The following is a 16,861-nucleotide window of genomic DNA, read 5'->3' on the forward strand; positions in this document are numbered from 1 at the left end:
GAAGTCGCTACCGGGTCGGCTTGGTGATCAGCAGCTCCGTGTTGTGGTCCTCGCCCGCGCCCAGCAGCGCCGTCGGGCGGCCGTTCGGGTCGTTGTACGACAGCTCGCGGTAGAGCGCCGCGAGGTTGGCGTCCGAGGTGCTGCCGAAGTCCGTCCCGTACGGCGCGGAGGACTCGATCAGCGTGGTGAACAGCGAGAGCGTGCCGTCCCCGTTGTCCGCGATCTCGATGATCCGCCCGTGCTGCGGGTAGTCGATGTGCGAGGCGGTGTTGATCTCCCAGAACGCCCGCTCCGGCACCGCGTGGCCGTGCGGCGTGATCTTGTTCATGTGGGTGTGCCCGTTCACCCACGCGACCACGTTCGGGTAGCGCTGGAGCAGCGCCACCAGCTCGTTGCCGTCGTGCCGCCCCTCGAAGATGTTGCGCGGGTCCGGCAGCAGGTTGCCCATCGAGCCGCTGGTGTGGTGGCTGAAGACGAGGATCAGCTCGTCCGTGCTCCCGCCCGTCACCCTGCGCCCGTCGGCGTCGTACCAGTGCCCGCTGTGCGCCTTCAACTGCTGCTCCAGCCAGCGCAGTTGCGCGGTGCCCAGCGAACCGTCGGCGAACCCGGCCTGGTTGGTGGTGTCCAGGCTGATGCCGACCACCTTCTCCGAGATGCGGAAGGTGTAGTAGAGCTTGCCGCTGTTCACCATGTCCGAGGTGAAACCGTGCCCGTACGGGCCGGCGCCGGTGACCGCCGGGTTCAGGTGGGCCTTGGCGAACTCCTTGAGCGTGAACGGCCGGCGGCGCTCGTCCGGGGTGATCCGGCGCACCGCCTCGCCGCTGGCGATCAGCTTCGCCAGCAGCAGCACGGCGCCCGCCGGGTCGCGGCGCAGCGAGTCCATCAGCTGGCCGGCCGTGGCGTCGTCGCAGCCCTCCAGCTTGTACTGGCCGGTGTACAGGTCGTTCAGCAGCCCGAGGTCCGGCAGTGAGCCCTCGATGCTGTCGTCGTGGTTGCCGACCGTGGTGTACCAGGGCGTGTGCAGGCCCGGTGCGTCGAAGGGGCGGCCGGCGGCGGACAGGAAGCCGGGCACCTGCGGGAAGCCCTTCGCCTTGTAGCCGTCGGTGTAGGCGAGTTCGGGGTTCCAGTAGGCGGCGTTGCCGGAGTTCTGCACACCCTCGTAGCGGCTGAGGTCGCCGGTGTTCTGGGCCAGTCGGCCGCCGCCCATGACCTTGAGGTACCAGTCGAGTTCGGCGAGCTCGTGGTTGTCGGTGTTGTCGCCGGTGGCCATCACCATGCTGAACGGCATCCCGGTGTACGGGCCGCCGGCGAGCGAGTTGACCCGCTCGACGAGAGCCGAGACGCCGCGGGCGTTCAGGGCCTCCTGCGGCCGGTACGCGCTGCCGTTGAGCTTGGCCAGGTACTCGAAGCGCACCGGGGACTCGGTGTCCACCAGGTGCAGGTCACTGAACTGGACGAAGCTGGCCAGGCCGGTCCGGCGGTCGTCCCGTCCGGCGGTCGCCGACGCCAGGTCGCCGCGCACCACCAGCGGCCAGCCCGGCCCGGCCGTCAGGCGCTTGTAGCCGCCGGTGCCGACCGGCGTGGCCACCTGCTCCAGCGTGGTCCCGGTGATCCTGACCGCCCGCGCGGCCGTCGTGGCCAGCGCCTGGTCGCGCGCCGCGGCCGAGGCGAACTGCGCGCCGCCCAGCGACAAGGCCGACCAGGCCGCGGCCACCGACGTACCGGTGAGGAACGTACGCCGATTCATCCCTGCCACAAAAACCCCCACATACTGATGGCCCGGCGGGGAAGTCGACCCCGACCGGGCCCACGTGTCATGAACCCGCTTCTGGCGGACCGCCAGATTACTCACTGGTAGGTGTGATGGGCGAGGCCCCTGCGGAGAACTCTTCGGGAAGGCGGGGCCCCTCCTCCTCCGCAGCGTGCGCACGGGTGCTGCTCCGGCCCGCGAACGGGTGCGGGTCCTGGTGTCTCCACAGGTCGCGCACGGTGCGGTGACCGCCACCCCGGTCGGGCCCCGCCCGGCCGGGTGGGGGAAAATCGGCGACGGCGACCGGCGCGGCCGCCGGAGCGGAGCAGGACGGCGCGGGCGCCGTCGGAAACGGGGCGCAGGTGGCCGCAGCGGGAGCCGAGGCGGGAGCCGGAGCGGGAGGCCGGGCCGGCCAGCTGAAGAGCAGCGGTCTGCGGCCCGGCTGGACGACGGGAGCCTGCGCCACCGCCGCCACCAAGGCCGCGTACACCGCGCTGCTCACCGGCGAGTTCCCGGACCCGGTGGTCATCACCCTGCCCAGGGGCCGGCAGCCCGCCTTCGCGCTCGCCGCCGAGGAGTTGACCGGTGCCGAGGAGCTGGCCGCCGCCGAGGAGCTGACCGGTGCGCAGGGGCGGCCGGCCGCCGCCATGGCCGGGGTGGTCAAGGACGCGGGCGACGACCCCGATGTCACCCACGGTGCGCTGATCCGTTCGACCGTGCGGTCCGGCGAGCCCGGCGCCGGGGTGGTCTTCCGGGCGGGTCCCGGGGTGGGGACGGTCACCAAGGCCGGCCTGCCGCTGCCCGTCGGCGAGCCCGCGATCAATCCGGTGCCCCGGCAGATGATCCGGGACGCCGTCGCCGAGGTGGCAGCCGCGCACGGCGGCAGCGGGGACGTCGTGGTCGAGATCTCGGTCGACCACGGCGAGGAGATCGCCCGCTCCACCTGGAACCCCCGGCTCGGCATCCTCGGGGGTCTGTCCATCCTCGGCACGACCGGGGTGGTCGTTCCGTACTCCTGCTCGGCCTGGATCGACTCGATCCGCCGCGGGGTGGACGTGGCCCGGGCGGCGGGGCGTACCCACGTGGCCGGCTGCACCGGTTCGACCTCGGAGAAGGTCGCGGTCGCGGAGCACAGGCTGCCCGAGGACGCGCTGCTGGACATGGGCGACTTCGCCGGCGCGGTGCTCAAGTACCTCAAGCGCCATCCGGTGCCCCGGCTGACCATCGCGGGCGGCTTCGCCAAGCTGTCCAAGCTCGCGGCCGGTCACCTCGACCTGCACTCGGCGCGCTCCCAGGTGGACAAGGGGTACCTGGCCGAACTGGCCCGTCGGGGCGGGGCGGACGAGGCGCTGGTCGAAGCGGTCGCGGGCGCCAACACCGCACTGGAGGCGGTGCAGTTGTGCCGTGCGGCCGGAGTGCCGCTCGGGGACCTGGTCGCCGAGGCGGCCCGGACGACGGCGCTCGGCGTGCTGCTGGGCTCGCCGGTCGTGGTGGACGTCATCTGCATCGACCGCGCGGGCACCGTCGTCGGCCGGGCGGAGCCGCTCGGGCCGTGAGGCGGTGCGCGCTCCGGAGGGAGCCGCCGGGGCCGTGACATTGTCACGAGTGTCACGACGGCGTGACAACATCACGTGGTGGTGTGAAGAACTGACGTTCATATGGGGCGAGAAACGGACAAATGGAGTGGCGAGCAGGGCCCCTGGTTCTGTCGCCATCTCAACCATGAGATATCGTCTGGCGAGTGACAGGCGACTACCTCACCCGTATCGGCACCCTCATCCGTACCGCGCGCCAGCACCGCGGCTGGTCCCAGGCGCAGCTCGGAGAGGCCCTCGGAACCAGCCAGAGCGCGGTCAACCGCATCGAACAGGGCAAGCAGAACGTCAGCCTTGAGATGATCGCCCGCATCGGCGAAGCCCTCGACAGCGAGATCGTCTCCCTCGGCTACTCCGGCCCGATGCACCTGCGCGTCGCCGGCGGTACCCGGCTCTCCGGCGCGATCGACGTGCGCAGCAGCAAGAACGCCTGCGTGGCGATCCTCTGCGCCTCGCTGCTGACCACCGGCCGCACCACGATCCGCAGCGTCGCCCGGATCGAAGAGGTCTACCGCATCCTTGAGGTGCTCACCAGCATCGGTGTCAAGAGCCGCTGGATCAACGAGGGCCGCGACCTCGAACTCACCCCGCCCGCCGAGCTGGACCTCGCGGCGATGGACGTCGAGGCGGCCCGCCGCACCCGCAGCGTGCTGATGTTCCTCGGCCCGCTGATGCACCGCGCCCAGCACTTCGCCATCCCGTACGCGGGCGGCTGTGACCTCGGCACCCGCACCGTGCAGCCGCACCTGACCGCGCTGCGCCGCTTCGGCCTGGAGGTCGCCACCACCGGCGGCGCCTACCACGCCTCGGTCGAGCCGGGCGTCCCGCTGGACCGCCCGATCGTGCTGACCGAGCGCGGGGACACCGTCACCGAGAACGCCCTGCTGGCCGCCGCGCGGCACGACGGCGTCAGCGTCATCCGCAACGCCTCGCCCAACTACATGGTCCAGGACCTCTGCTTCTTCCTGGAGAAGCTGGGTGTCAGGATCGAGGGCATCGGCACCACCACCCTCACCGTGCACGGCGTCCCGGAGATCACCTGTGACGTCGACTACACCCCGGCCGAGGACCCGGTGGAGGCGATGAGCCTGCTGGCCGCCGCCGTCGTCACCTCCTCCGAGCTGACCATCCGCCGGGTGCCGATCGAGTTCCTGGAGATCGAGCTCGCGGTGCTGGAGGGCATGGGCCTCGACTACGACCGCACCCCCGAGTACCGGGCCCACAACGGCCACACCCGGCTGGTCGACCTCACCGTGCGCCCCTCCAAGCTGACCGCGCCGATCGACACCATCCACCCGATGCCGTTCCCCGGCATCAACATCGACAACGTACCGTTCTTCGCCGCCATCGCCGCGGCCGCGCACGGCACCACGATGATCCACGACTGGGTGTACGACAACCGCGCGATCTACCTGACCGAGCTGACCCGCCTCGGCGCCGACGTCAAGCTCCTCGACCCGCACCGTGTGCTGGTCCAGGGCCCCACCCGGTGGCGCGCCGCCGAGATGATGTGCCCGCCGGCCCTGCGCCCCGCCGTGGTCATCCTGCTCGCCATGCTCGCCGCCCAGGGCACCTCCGTCCTGCGCAACGTCTACGTCATCAACCGCGGCTACGAGGACCTCGCCGAGCGCCTCAACTCCATCGGCGCCCAGATCGAGACCTTCCGCGACATCTGACGGACAATCATGTATGACTGACCGTCACGCGACTGGCCGGCCTCACCCGTTGAGGCCGGTCAGTAGCACGGCAACCTCCAGCCCGGTGTTCAGGTAGTCCACGAACACCGGGTTGTTCAGTGCCCAGGGCGAGCGCCGCTGCCGGACCAGTCGGACCGCCTCGCCGCTCTCGTGCCCGAGGCCGACCAGCGCCTGCGCCACCACCAGGCCCGAGCGGTTGTAGCCCGAGTGGCAGCGCACCAGCGTCCGCCGGCCCCGCCGGACAGCGGCCGCGGTGAGCTCGGCCGCCTCCTGGACGGCGAGCAGTTGACCGGGGGAGAGCGGGTCGTCGGGCACCTCCCGGACGATGTGCTCCACCCCCGGTGCCGGGCCGTGCCCGGGGAGCGTGAAGAGGCTGACCACCAGGTCGAACTCGGCTCGTACGATCGCGAGTTCAAGCTCGCCGCCGGGCGGGGTGAAGTAGTGCCCGCCCATCCGGAGCCCGGTGACGATCTCGTTCCAGGGCTCGGACGGCCCGGGGGTCTGGCGTTCCTTCTGACGGGTCCGCACGTCCTGCTCGCTCCCTGTCTGTGACATCGGGGCCCGGCGCTGTCCGTCCTGCGCTGTCCTGCGCTGTCCTGCGCTGTCCGGTGCCCTCCGGTGCTACACGCCGGTGGTGCCGTCGAGGTGCTCGCGGAGGAGGTCGGCGTGGCCGTTGTGGCGCGCGTACTCCTCGATCATGTGGGTGAGGATCCAGCGCAGCGAGAAGACCTCGTCGCCGTAGTGGCCCAGGACGTCCAACGACTCCGCGGCGGCCACGAGTTCCCTGGCGTGGTCGCACTCGCTGCGCCAGATCGTGAAGGCCTCGTCGGGGTCGGCGGTGTCGACGTCGAACTCGGCGAAGGAGCCGTCGGGGTGTGCCCAGAAGCCGTGTGCGCCCTCGCCGTTGAGGACGTTGCGGAACCAGCTGCGCTCCACCTCGGCGAGGTGGCGGACCAGCCCGAGCAGGGAGAGCCCGGAGGGTTCCAGCACGTGGGTGCGGAGCTGTTCCGTGGTGAGGCCCGCGCACTTCATCGCGAGGGTGTCGCGCTGGTGGTCCAGGAAGCCTGCCAGAGTGGTGCGTTCGTCGGCGGTACGGGGCGTCCGGGTGCGCTGATCATCGCTCATCGGACCATCCTGCCCGTCATCCGGCGGGCCCGCCCGCCTTTTCCCCGGGGCGGCGAGCGGTCACCACGAGCGCGGTGGGCAGTCGTAGTCGCCGGGCCTCCTACCGCAGTTGCTCCAGCCAGCGCAGTGCGCCCGGGACGTCGGGTGTGACCGGCACGCCCTCCGGTACCGGCGGGCGCTCCACGATGATGACCGGCAGGCGGAGTCCCCGGGCGGCCGTCAGCTTCGGAGCGGTCGCGGCGCCGCCGCTGTCCTTGGTGACCAGGACGTCGATGTCGTGCTTGCGCAGCAGCGCCTCCTCGCCGTGGACCGTGAACGGGCCGCGGTCCAGCAGGACTTCGAACGAGGGCGGCACCGGGGGCTCGGGCGGGTCCACCGAACGGGCCAGGAAGTGGACGCCGTCCAGGTGGGCGAAGGCGGCGATGCCCTGCCGTCCGATGGTGAGGAAGACCCGCTCCCCGCGCCGGGGCAGCAGGTCGGCCGCCGCGGCGAGCGAGGGGACGGGGAGCCAGTGGTCCCCGTCGACGCGGGTGAAGCCGGGGCGGCGCAGCACCAGCAGGGGAACGCCGGTGGCGGCGGCCGCGAGGGCGGCGTTCTGCGAGATGCCGGCGGCGAACGGGTGGGTGGCGTCCACCACCGCGTCCACGCGCTCCGCGCGAAGCCAGTCGGCCAGTCCCTCCGCTCCGCCGAAGCCGCCGATCCGCACCTCCCCGGCGGGCAGCCGGGGTTGGGCGACCCGGCCGGCCAGCGAGCTGGTGACCCGGTGCGCGGTCGGGGCGAGTTCGGCGGCCAGCGCCCGTCCTTCGGTGGTCCCGCCGAGGATGAGCAGGTGCCTCATCACGCCCCGCACGGCTCGTGCGGGCGCTCGCGGTCCGCCGAGTAGAGGTGGCTGTCGCGGAACTGCTCGGCGGCCAGCGTGCGGCCGACGATGATGACGGCGGTGCGGACCACGCCCGCGGCCTTGACCTGCTCGGCGATGTCGCCGACGGTGCCGCGCAGCACCAGCTCGTCGGGGCGGCTGGCCATCGCGACCACGGCGGCCGGGCAGTCGGCGCCGTAGTGCGGGAGCAGCTGCTCGACCACGTCGTCCACGTAGCCGGCGGCCAGGTGCAGCACCAGCAGGGCGCCGCTGCGGCCGAGGGTGGCGAGGTCCTCGCCCTCGGGCATCGGGGTGGCGCGCTTGGCGATCCGGGTGAGGATGACGGTCTGGCCGACGGTCGGGACGGTCAGCTCCCGCTTCAGCGCGGCCGCGGCGGCGGCGAAGGCGGGCACGCCGGGGACCACCTCGTACGGCACGCCGGCCGCGTCCAGGCGGCGCATCTGCTCGGCGACGGCGGAGAAGACGGACGGGTCGCCGGAGTGCAGCCGGGCCACGTCCTGGCCGGCCTCGTGTGCGGTGACCAGTTCGGCGGTGATCTGGTCCAGGTTGAGCTGCGCGGTGTCGATCAGGCGGGCGCCGGGCGGGCACTCGTCCAGCAGCTCGCGCGGGACCAGGCTGCCCGCGTACAGGCAGACCTCGGCGCGGGCCAGGATGCGCTGGCCGCGCAGGGTGATCAGGTCGGCGGCGCCCGGGCCGGCTCCGATGAAGTGGACGGTCACGAGGCGTTCTCCTGGCGGGTGGCGGGTTCGGGGGTTTCGGGCTCGGGGGTTTCGGGCTTGAGGACGTCGGGCTCGGGCTTGACGGCGGACCACTGGGTGACCGGCATGGCCTGGCGCCACCCGGTGAAGCCGCCCACCGGGACGGCGTGGGCGACCGCGAGTTTGACGAGTTCCCCGCCGTGGCGCCGGTACCACTCGGTGAGCAGCGCCTCGGACTCCAGCGTCACGGTGTTGGCGACGATCCGGCCGCCCGGGCGCAGCGCGGCCCAGCAACCGTCCAGCAGGCCGGGCGCGGTGAGGCCGCCGCCGATGAACACGGCGTCGGGGGTGGGGAGTTCGGCGAACGCGGCGGGGGCGGGGCCGGTCACCACGCGGAGTCGGGGCACACCGAGTTCGGCGGCGTTGCGGGTGATCCGCTCGGCCCGGGCCGGGTCGCGTTCGATGCTGACGGCCTGGCAGTCGCGGTGGGCGCGCAGCCACTCGATGGCGATCGACCCGGAGCCGCCGCCGACGTCCCAGAGCAGTTCGCCGGGGGAGGGGGCCAGCGTGGCGAGGGTCGCGGCGCGGACGTGGCGCTTGGTGAGCTGGCCGTCGCTCTCGTACGCGGCGTCGGGCAGGCCGGGGACGAGGGAGGTGCGGGGGCCGTCGCCGAGGTCGACGGCGATGACGTTCAGTGGGTCGCCCGGCGGGTGCGGCCAGCCGTCGGCGGGGCCGTCCAGGTGGCGTTCGGCGGGGGCGCCGAGCTGTTCGAGCACCCGCAGTCGGGCGGTGCCGTAACCGCGGGCGGTGAGCAGCTCCGCGACGGCGGCAGGGGTGGCGGCGTCGGCGCTGAGCACCAGCAGGCGGCGGCCGGGGTGGAGGGCGGGGGAGAGGGTGTCCAGCGGCCGGCCGACCAGGCTGACCACCTCGGTGGCCTCCAGCGGCCAGCCGAGCCGGGCACAGGCGTAGGAGACGGACGAGGGGTGCGGCAGGATGCGCAGACGCTCGGCGCCGACGGTCTCGGCGAGGGTGCGGCCGATGCCGTGGAACATCGGGTCGCCGCTGGCCAGGACGGCGACGCGGCGGCCGGCCTGGGCGGCGAGCAGCCCGGGGGCGGCGGGGCGCAGCGGGGACGGCCAGGGGATGCGCTCGGCGGTGACCTCGTCGCGGGGGAGCAGGTCCAGCTGGCGGGGGCCGCCGACGACGACCTCGGCCTCCCGCAGCACGGCCCGGGAGCCGGCGGCGAGACCGGGCCATCCGTCGGCCCCGATCCCGACGACGGTGATCGGGGGTGGCAGCTCGGGCACCGGGTGGCTCCTCGTCGTTCGATCCTGCGATCCCAGCGATCCTGCTGGCCGGGGCAGCCTACCTGGCGGTATGCGGGCGCCTCGGCGCCGGATCTCGGGGTGACGGATGACAACGGACAGATGACAGATTTCAGATAACAGATTTCAGACTCTGTTCGCCGTTACCTGTCACCCGTCACCCGCCCCCAGTCCCCCGACTCGATCAGTGCCGGCTGCTCCCGCAGCCGCGCCTCGGCCCTCGGCCCGGCGAGGTAGACCCAGGCCGCACGCAGCTCGCCCGTCGCCGTCCGCACCGTCGTCCGCCGCCGCACGTACAGCCCGGTCCCGTCCGCCCGGCAGCCCTCCAGCCGGTCCAGAGCCTCCAGGGCTCCGGCGTACGCGCCCGGGCGTACGGTGACGAGCTCGCCCAGGATCCGGCACCCGGGAGCCGGATCCGGCACCGCGTACGGGAAGCCGGGGCCCTCGTGCAGCGCGGCGCCCTCCAGGACCGCCGGTCGGATGTCGGTGCAACGCCCGGCCAGGTGGACGGCATGATTGCGGCCGCCGCTGCGCAGGGTGCCGTACACGAAGAACGGCAGTGCCTCCTCGGGCGTGGACACGGGTTCGACCTCCTTGTCGGGGAGCGCCCACGGTACGTCCTGTGCCCGATTTCTGATACCGACTGGCGCACCGGGCCGTTCATGCGCTGTCATGTCGGATGTTCGGCCAGCACCGTCCAAGGGGGACACACATGACATCGTCCGCTTCGCCCTCCCAACCGGCCCCGACCCCCGGCTCAGCTCCTGACACCCCTGCCGCCGCCAAGGCCAGGACAATCCCCACCCCGCCCCCGCCCCCGCTCGCCGACGCCGGCCCCGCCCCCCGCCTCGGCGGCGCGGTCTGGCTGGCCCTCCTCGTGGTCTACATCGTCTGGGGCTCGACCTACCTGGCGATCAGGGTCGCCGTGGAGACGATGCCCTCCTTCCTCTCCGCCGCCGCCCGTTTCATCACCGCCGGCCTGCTGCTGGCCGGCTACCTCCTGGTGCGCCAGGGCCCGGCCGGCCTGAAGGTGACCGGGCGGCAGCTGGCCTCCTCCGCCCTGGTCGGCGTGCTGCTGCTGACCGGCGGCAACGGCATGGTGGTCCTGGGCGAGACCTCCGTCCCCTCGGGCCTGGCCGCCCTGCTGGTGGCCGCGGTCCCGCTGTGGATGGTGGTGCTGACGGCGTTCGGCGGGGAGCGCCCGAGGGCGGCCGAGCTGGCCGGGGTGCTCCTCGGACTGGTCGGCCTCGGCGTCCTGTCGGCCCCGGCGATCAGCGGGTCGATCGAGCCGGCCGGTGTGATCCTGATCATCGGCGCCACCCTGCTCTGGGCGACCGGCTCCTTCGTGAGCAAGAAGATCCCGATGCCGGGCAACGTGCTCGCCGCGAGCGCCTACCAGATGCTGGCCGGCGGCCTCGGCAACCTGCTGGTCGGACTGGGCCGCGGTGAACAGCACGGGCTGGACCTCGGGACGATCTCCGGTCGGTCCTGGCTGGCCCTCGCCTACCTGGTGCTGTTCGGCTCGCTGCTCGCCTTCACCGCGTACGCCTGGCTGCTGCGCTCCGCCCCGCTCACCCTGGTGGCCACCTACGCGTACGTGAACCCGGTGGTCGCGGTGCTGCTGGGCTGGCTGATCCTGGCCGAGCCGCTGACCGGCCCGACCCTCGCGGGCGGTGCGATCGTGGTGGCGGGTGTCTGCCTGGTGGTGAGCGTCAGCCGGCGTCCGGGCCGCCCGTCGCGTGCCGGGAGTCCGGCCCGTCCGACGAAGGGGCCGTCCGCCCGTAGGTGAGCACGAGGTTCCCGGGCAGCAGCCGGCCCGCACCCTGCCCGAGGGGGTGGCCGTCGACGGCCTCGCGGCGCTGGTCGACACCATCGTCGAGGGGATCGTCCCGGCCGCCTGATCGGGACGATCCCCACTTCGGGCCGCCGGACGTGCGGCTCAGAAGGTGCGCGGCGGCTTGCCCGTCCACCAGTTGCCGGGCGCGTCCGGGTCGCGGCTGGTCCAGAACTCGATGATGGCGTCGGTGAACTCGGCCGCGGAGAGCACACCGTCGCCGTCGGTGTCGAGGTGGCGGAAGGCCTCGTCGGCGTCGTCGCGGGAGAGGCCTGCGAAGTGGCCGCGCTGGAAGACGAAGAACTCGCCGGCGTCCACCGTCCCGCTGCGGTCGGCGTCCGCGACGGCGAGGAAGGCCTCGGCGAGCGCGCCGAGGATGTCGCGCGCGGCCTGCGGGTCGTCGGCGAGCGAGCCGGTCGAGGTGACGAACTGCTCACGGGTGATCGCCTGGGTGCCGGCGGGCAGCCGGGCGAGGTGCAGGTCGTGCCAGGTCGTCAGGTAGGCGCGGACGATCACGGCCTCCGCCTCGGAGCCCTCCTGGTGACCGAGCGAGCGGGCCACCGAGAGGCCCATCAGGACGTGATCCCGCTCGGTCAGCAGGCCGTCGCCGTCGGCGTCGAGGTGATCGAAGCCGTGGTTGATCTTTGCGATGAGCAGGTCGTCTGACAAATGTGCCCCCTCGATTGGTGATTCCTTGCCCGGGTCTCCTACGTCACATCGCCTGCACGCTAGCGCCTTGAGCCGGACCGGCGCAGCCGAACGAACGTCGGACGACCTGCTGGTTCACTCCCGCACCGCCCGCCGGGCCGCCCGCCGAGTCATCCGCGGATCCCCCCCGCTGAGCCGCCCGCCGAGCCCCCGTTCAGTCCTCCTGGTGATCGGCCCAGACGTACGCCCCCGGCAGCAGGGCCGACACCGGTACGGTCTGCAGCTCCGGCCCCCGCCGGACGATGACGCCCGCCTCGGGGAAGTAGTCCAGCAGCACCTGTCGGCACCGCCCGCACGGCGGGATCACCCCGCGTTCCCGGTCACCCACGGCCACCACCGTGGTGAGTTCGTACGCCCCCTGGCCGGCCGCCGCGCCGATGAGTACCAGTTCCGCGCACGGCCCGCCGGTGAAGTGGTAGGCGTTCAGCGCGGTGACGATCCGCCCGTCGGCATTGCGCCCGGCTGCCGCCACGGTGTGGTTGTCACCCCGCGCGTACCGCCGCGCGACCTCCAGGGCCGCCTCCACGAGCTCCTCATCCACGGTTGCCCGGTCGCTGGTGGACATCGTTGTTGCACCTCTTTGATCGTGTCCGACGGGCCTCGATCATCTCAGTGCGCCGCCGCCAGCAGCTCCCTCGTGTACTCGGTGTGCGGAGCCGCGAACAGCCGGTCCCGGTCGGTGGACTCGACCAGCCGGCCCCGGTGCATCACCGCCACCCGGTCGCAGAAGTGCCGCACCACGGCGAGGTCGTGGGAGACGAACAGGAACGCGACGCCGAGCCGTTCGCGCAGCTGCATCAGCAGGTTGAGCACTTGGGCCTGCACCGACACGTCGAGCGCGGAGACCGGCTCGTCGGCGATGATCAGGCGCGGCTGCGGGGCCAGCGCCCGGGCGATGCCGATCCGCTGGCGCTGGCCGCCGGAGAACTCGTGCGGGTAGCGGTCCAGATGCCCGGCCTCCAGTCCCACCTGCTCCAGCAGCTCCACCGAGCGCTCCCGACGTCCGGCCGGGCCCAGCGCGGTGTGCAGGCGCAGCGGGGTGTCCAGGGTCTGGGCGACGGTCCGGCGCGGGTTGAGCGAGGCGTACGGGTCCTGGAAGACCAGCTGGATCTCCCGGCTGAGCCGCTTCCGCAGCTCCCGGTCCGGCCGGGTGGCGTCCTGTCCGTCGTACAGCACCCTTCCGCCGGTGGGCCGTTGCAGGCCGGCCAGGACCCGCGAGGTGGTGGACTTGCCGGAGCCGGACTCGCCGACCAGCCCGAGCGTCTCGCCGGGCGCGATCCGCAGACCGACGCCCTCGACCGCCCGGACCGGTTCGGCCCGCAGGCCGGGGAGGCGCCGGCGCCCGGGGAAGTGCACGGACAGGTCGTCCACCTCGACCAGCCACCGCTCGGGACGCCCGACGGTCCGCGGCCGGAACGTCCGCGACGGCGCCGGCTCGTCGACCGTCGGCAGGGCGGTGCCCGGTACCGAGTCCAGCCGGAGCGCAGCGCCCACCAGCGCCCGGGTGTACGGCTCGCGCGGGGCGGCCAGCAGTTCGGCCGTCGGCGCGGACTCGATCCCGATCCCGCCGCGGAGCACCAGCGTGCGGTCCGTCGTCCCGGCGACCACGCCCAGGTCGTGGCTGACCAGCAGCACAGCCGTCCCGTGCTCGCGCTGCAACTCGCCGAGCAGGTCGAGGACCTGCCGCTGGACGCGGGCGTCCAGGGCGGTGGTCGGCTCGTCCGCGATGAGCAGTCGCGGGTCGTTCATCAGCGCCATCGCGATCATCACGCGCTGGCGCATGCCGCCGGAGAACTGGTGCGGGTAGTCGCGCGTCCGGGCCGCCGGGATGCCGACCCGGTCGAGCATCTCGGCCGCCCGCCGGCCCGCCTCGGCCCGGCCCGCACCCGGGTGGTGCAGCCGGTACATCTCGGCGAGCTGGGCGCCCACGCCGTGGAAGGGGCTGAGCGAGGTGAGCGCGTCCTGGAAGACCAGCGCGGCACGTCCGCCGCGCACCCCGCGCAGCGCGGACTCCTCGGCGCCGACCAACTCCTGCCCGCCCAGCCGGATCGAGCCGGTGACGGTGGCGGTGCGCGGGTCGTGCAGTCCGAGGACGGCGAGCCCGACGGTCGACTTGCCGGAGCCCGACTCGCCGACCAGGCCCAGGACTTCACCGGGCGCGAGGTCGAAGGAGAGGCCCCGGACGGCGGTCACCGGCGCGCCACCGCGCGGGTCGGCGAAGGTGACGGTCAGGTCGCGGACACTCAGCACCGGCTCAGCGCTCTTCACACCGGTGCTCTTCGCATCAGCGCTCTTCGCACCGGTCCCCGGAACAGTGGACTTCATCGAAGGACTCCCCATCAGCTCAGCCGGACACGCGGGTCGAGCCAGGCGACCGCGAGGTCGGCCAGCGCGACGAACAGCACCATGAAGCAGGCGGCCAGCAGCACTGCGCCGACCACGGCGGGCAGGTCCTGCCCGGCGACGGCCTCCGCGGCGAACCGCCCGACCCCGTTCAGCCCGAACACCGTCTCGGTGATCACGGCCCCGCCGAGCAGCACCCCGGCCTCCAGCCCGATCAGCTGCACCAGCGGCCCGGCGGCGCCGCGCGAGGTGTACTTGAGGTGGGCGCGCAGCCGTCCCAGGCCCTTGCCGCGGGCCGTGCGGACGTACTCCTCGTTCATCGTCTCCAGGAGCTGTGAGCGCGAAAGCCTGGCGAACACCGCCGAGTTGACGAAGCCGAGGACGAGCCAGGGGAGCAGCATCCCGCCCGCCCAGGCGGCCAGGTCCTCGGCCGGCGGGGTGTAGGAGGGCAGGGGCAGCAGCCCGGTGGAGTACACCAGCAGCCACTGCGCGACGTACCCGAGGAAGTAGATCTGCACGCTGGCGCCGACCAGGGTGAAGCCGGACAGCAGCCGATCGGTCCGCCCTCCGTGCCGCAGCGCGGAGACGAACCCGGTGCCGAGGCCGAACAGCAGCAGGACGGCGAGCGCCCCGGCGGTCAGCGAGAGGGTGACCGGCAGGTGGTCGGCCAGCGCCTCGCTGACCGGCTGGTGGAGCCGATAGGAGTAGCCGAGGCAGGGGGCGTCGCAGCGGATGGTCGAGCCGTCCACGTCGCCGATGTCCCGCCCGGCGACGACCCCGACCAGGTAGTCGGTGTACTGGGTGAGCAGCGGCTGGTCCAGGCCCATGCTCCGGCGCACCGCCGCGACCTGTCCGCTGTCGCAGCGCGGGCCGCAGGCGGCGCGGGCCGGGTCGGCGGGCGCGGCGTAGAAGAGGGCGAAGGCGGCGGCGGAGACCGCGACCAGGACCGCGAGGGCCTGGGCGGTCCGCCGCAGGACGAAGGAGAGCATGGCCGATCCGGGGTCGACGTGACGGGGAGGCAGGGCGGTGACACCGGGGGCCCGCCCCCGCCACCCGCGAACAGGCGGCGGGAGCGGGCCCCGGCGCTCAGGACTTCAGGTACAGCCAGGCCAGCGAGACGGTCCCGTAGATCGGGTGGACGAACGCCCCGCCGACGTTGCTGCCGCGCAGCTGGTTGACCGTCGGGTAGGCGAACGGCAGCACCGGCACGTCCTTCATCACGGTCTGCTCCAGCGCGTACAGCTCCTGGGCCTTGGCGCGCGGCTCGCCGATCCGGTTGATCCGGTCGATCTCCTTGTCGACCTCCGGGTTGCGGTAGCGCGCGGAGTTGAGGTCGCTGCCGGCCCGGCCGTCGAAGGAGAACGGGATCAGGGTGGACGGGGTCGGCCAGTCGACCGAGCTGGTCTCCTCGAACAGGTCGTACGGGGAGTCGGCGCGGTGCACCTCGTCCAGGAAGGCCTTGGGGTCGACCGGCTTGGGCACGACGGTGATCCCGGCCTTGCCGAAGCCCTCGACCAGCACCTGCGCCACGCGCTGGCCCGTCGGGGTGTTCCGGTACGCGTAGGTCAGGCTCCCCGGCGCCTGCTGGGCCTTGGCGAGCACGGCCTTGGCGGCCTCCGGATCGCCCTCGGGCCTGGCCGGGTAGAGGTCGTACTTCTGCCAGTCGATCAGCGCGGGCGAGCTGAGCGTGGTGGCCAGTTCGCCGGTCCGGGCGCCGCCCTGGACCTGGCGGGCCTGCTGGCGCGGGTAGGCCAGGTGCAGCGCCTTGCGGACCTCGACGTCCGGCACCCGCTCGTTGTTGACCATCAGCTGGGTGACGAAGGCGCCCTGCCGGCCGGAGACCACCAGCTCCTTGGCCTTCGGGTCGGTGTCGGTGGTCTGGTACAGCTCGGCGGAGAGGGTGTCGGACGCGGTGGTGGCGTTGGCGCCGCCGTCCCGCCCGGAGAGGATCTCCTGGTTGAGGTTGAGCGCCTCCTTGCCGTACGTGAAGACGAACTTCTCCGGGTACTGGCTGCGGATCGGGTCGGTCTCGGGCTTCCAGGCGGGGTTGCGTTCCAGCACCATGCGGGTGTTCTGGACGTGCTCGACGATCCGGTACGGGCCGGTCGCGAACGGCAGGCGGTCGTAGTCCGTCCCGGTGTCCTTGTCCCGGCGCACCGGTGAGGAGGAGGACTGCGCGGCCATGTACGGGACGTCGGCCTGCGGCTGCGGGAAGTGGAAGACGATGGTGCGCTCGTCCGGCGTCTCGATCGCGTCCAGGTCGCCTGCCTGCGGGCCCGCGTACTTGGCGCGCGCCGCCTCGTAGCCGGCCTCGCCGGTGAGCCACTGCGGCCAGTACGGCGGGCCGACCTCGTAGCCCTTGCCGAAGGTGCGCTCGATGCCGTACTTGACGTCCTGGGAGGTGATCGGCTGACCGTCCTCCCAGGCGACGCCCTGCTTGAGCTTGTACGTCCAGGTGCGGCCGCCGTCGGCCGGGGTGCCGGTGTCGGTGGCCAGGTCGCCGACCAGCTTGGCCTTGCCGTCCACGACCTGGTACTGGGTCAGCTGGCGGCCCCAGAGCAGGGAGGCGTTGTAGGCGGCGCCCGCGTAGACCTTCTGCGGGTCGAGGTGGCGGAACTCGACGCTGTTGTACACGTTCACCGTGCCGCCCGCACGGGCGCCCGGGACGGCCGGGGCCGGGCCGGCGCTCTCCTGCTCGCTGCCGAGCACGGCGGTCAGCGGGGAGGTCTCCTTGGCGGAGGCCCCGGCGCCGCCGGAGCCGGTGGTGCTGCCCGCGCCGGCCGAGCAGGAGGTCGCCAGCAGGGCGGTGGCGATGACGGCGAGGGACGGTCTGGTCCAGCGCATGGCGAATCTCTCCTTGCCCCGGCGGAGCGTGCCGGGACGGGCTTGGGTCGATGGATGGGAGA

Annotated in this window: 15 protein-coding genes; 3 read left to right on the top strand and 12 right to left on the bottom strand. The window is 73.0% G+C overall.

Features of this window, described 5'->3' with window-relative positions; all coding sequences use genetic code 11:
• Positions 1–7: 7 nt before the first annotated feature.
• Entirely contained in the window at positions 8–1,747 is a 1,740-nt protein-coding gene (locus ACFU7Y_RS00625; protein ID WP_224278420.1) for a TIGR03767 family metallophosphoesterase, read from the bottom strand.
• A 365-nt stretch (positions 1,748–2,112) separates the two neighbouring features.
• Between ACFU7Y_RS00625 and ACFU7Y_RS00630 the strand changes: the two genes are divergently transcribed.
• Entirely contained in the window at positions 2,113–3,306 is a 1,194-nt protein-coding gene (locus ACFU7Y_RS00630) for a cobalt-precorrin-5B (C(1))-methyltransferase (RefSeq protein WP_380765787.1), read from the top strand.
• Between the two features lie 185 nt (positions 3,307–3,491).
• On the top strand, positions 3,492–5,021 hold the full coding sequence (locus tag ACFU7Y_RS00635; RefSeq protein ID WP_224278416.1) for a UDP-N-acetylglucosamine 1-carboxyvinyltransferase: 1,530 nt from the start codon (positions 3,492–3,494) through the stop codon (positions 5,019–5,021).
• A 42-nt stretch (positions 5,022–5,063) separates the two neighbouring features.
• On the opposite strand, the gene ACFU7Y_RS00640 is transcribed toward ACFU7Y_RS00635, so the two are convergent.
• The 6 genes from ACFU7Y_RS00640 to ACFU7Y_RS00665 form a co-directional block, all read right to left on the bottom strand.
• Positions 5,064–5,570 carry a protein-tyrosine phosphatase family protein gene (locus ACFU7Y_RS00640; protein ID WP_224278414.1) on the bottom strand — a complete coding sequence of 169 codons (507 nt, stop codon included), beginning with the start codon at positions 5,568–5,570 and terminating at the stop codon, positions 5,064–5,066.
• Positions 5,571–5,663: 93 nt separating this feature from the next.
• Positions 5,664–6,167 carry a DinB family protein gene (locus ACFU7Y_RS00645; RefSeq protein WP_380765790.1) on the bottom strand — a complete coding sequence of 168 codons (504 nt, stop codon included), beginning with the start codon at positions 6,165–6,167 and terminating at the stop codon, positions 5,664–5,666.
• Positions 6,168–6,267: 100 nt separating this feature from the next.
• Positions 6,268–7,005 (bottom strand): cobalt-precorrin-6A reductase, encoded by a 738-nt coding sequence (locus tag ACFU7Y_RS00650; RefSeq protein WP_380765792.1) that lies wholly within the window; start codon positions 7,003–7,005, stop codon positions 6,268–6,270.
• Positions 7,005–7,766 (bottom strand): precorrin-4 C(11)-methyltransferase, encoded by a 762-nt coding sequence (gene cobM, locus ACFU7Y_RS00655; protein ID WP_224278408.1) that lies wholly within the window; start codon positions 7,764–7,766, stop codon positions 7,005–7,007. Before cobM ends, ACFU7Y_RS00650 begins: the two co-directional genes overlap by 1 nt.
• Positions 7,763–9,052: a precorrin-6y C5,15-methyltransferase (decarboxylating) subunit CbiE gene (gene cbiE / locus ACFU7Y_RS00660; protein ID WP_380765794.1), complete on the bottom strand. Its 1,290-nt coding sequence runs from the start codon at positions 9,050–9,052 to the stop codon at positions 7,763–7,765. Before cbiE ends, cobM begins: the two co-directional genes overlap by 4 nt.
• Before the next feature lie 161 nt (positions 9,053–9,213).
• Complete coding sequence (locus ACFU7Y_RS00665) at positions 9,214–9,651, bottom strand: gamma-glutamylcyclotransferase family protein (RefSeq protein WP_224278405.1); 438 nt, start codon at positions 9,649–9,651, stop codon at positions 9,214–9,216.
• 131 nt (positions 9,652–9,782) lie between these two features.
• Here ACFU7Y_RS00665 and ACFU7Y_RS00670 point away from each other — a divergent pair, with 131 nt between their 5' ends.
• A complete protein-coding gene (locus tag ACFU7Y_RS00670; protein ID WP_380765797.1) occupies positions 9,783–10,859 on the top strand; it encodes an EamA family transporter in 1,077 nt (358 codons plus the stop codon).
• 150 nt (positions 10,860–11,009) lie between these two features.
• On the opposite strand, the gene ACFU7Y_RS00675 is transcribed toward ACFU7Y_RS00670, so the two are convergent.
• The 5 genes from ACFU7Y_RS00675 to ACFU7Y_RS00695 form a co-directional block, all read right to left on the bottom strand.
• A complete protein-coding gene (locus ACFU7Y_RS00675) occupies positions 11,010–11,573 on the bottom strand; it encodes an EF-hand domain-containing protein (RefSeq protein WP_224278401.1) in 564 nt (187 codons plus the stop codon).
• A 193-nt stretch (positions 11,574–11,766) separates the two neighbouring features.
• Positions 11,767–12,177, bottom strand: coding sequence for a cytidine deaminase (locus ACFU7Y_RS00680; protein ID WP_224278399.1), 411 nt, complete (start codon positions 12,175–12,177; stop codon positions 11,767–11,769).
• Between the two features lie 44 nt (positions 12,178–12,221).
• Positions 12,222–13,880: a dipeptide ABC transporter ATP-binding protein gene (locus tag ACFU7Y_RS00685; protein ID WP_380765799.1), complete on the bottom strand. Its 1,659-nt coding sequence runs from the start codon at positions 13,878–13,880 to the stop codon at positions 12,222–12,224.
• A gap of 71 nt (positions 13,881–13,951) precedes the next feature.
• Positions 13,952–14,944, bottom strand: a complete 993-nt coding sequence (locus tag ACFU7Y_RS00690; protein ID WP_224278395.1) for an ABC transporter permease — start codon at positions 14,942–14,944, stop codon at positions 13,952–13,954.
• Positions 14,945–15,041: 97 nt separating this feature from the next.
• Positions 15,042–16,799, bottom strand: a complete 1,758-nt coding sequence (locus ACFU7Y_RS00695; protein WP_380765801.1) for an ABC transporter substrate-binding protein — start codon at positions 16,797–16,799, stop codon at positions 15,042–15,044.
• Positions 16,800–16,861: the final 62 nt, after the last annotated feature.

It is taken from the genome of Kitasatospora sp. NPDC057542 (genome assembly GCF_042801945.1).
GTDB lineage: Bacteria > Actinomycetota > Actinomycetes > Streptomycetales > Streptomycetaceae > Kitasatospora.

What these genes read in the sequence shown, in the direction of transcription:
- ACFU7Y_RS00625 (WP_224278420.1), bottom strand. Translation starts at nt 1,747, where the DNA reads ATGAATCGGCGTACGTTCCTCACCGGTACGTCGGTGGCCGCGGCCTGG.
- ACFU7Y_RS00645 (WP_380765790.1), bottom strand. Translation starts at nt 6,167, where the DNA reads ATGAGCGATGATCAGCGCACCCGGACGCCCCGTACCGCCGACGAACGC.
- ACFU7Y_RS00650 (WP_380765792.1), bottom strand. Translation starts at nt 7,005, where the DNA reads ATGAGGCACCTGCTCATCCTCGGCGGGACCACCGAAGGACGGGCGCTG.
- ACFU7Y_RS00670 (WP_380765797.1), top strand. Translation starts at nt 9,783, where the DNA reads ATGACATCGTCCGCTTCGCCCTCCCAACCGGCCCCGACCCCCGGCTCA.
- ACFU7Y_RS00680 (WP_224278399.1), bottom strand. Translation starts at nt 12,177, where the DNA reads ATGTCCACCAGCGACCGGGCAACCGTGGATGAGGAGCTCGTGGAGGCG.
- ACFU7Y_RS00690 (WP_224278395.1), bottom strand. Translation starts at nt 14,944, where the DNA reads ATGCTCTCCTTCGTCCTGCGGCGGACCGCCCAGGCCCTCGCGGTCCTG.
- ACFU7Y_RS00695 (WP_380765801.1), bottom strand. Translation starts at nt 16,799, where the DNA reads ATGCGCTGGACCAGACCGTCCCTCGCCGTCATCGCCACCGCCCTGCTG.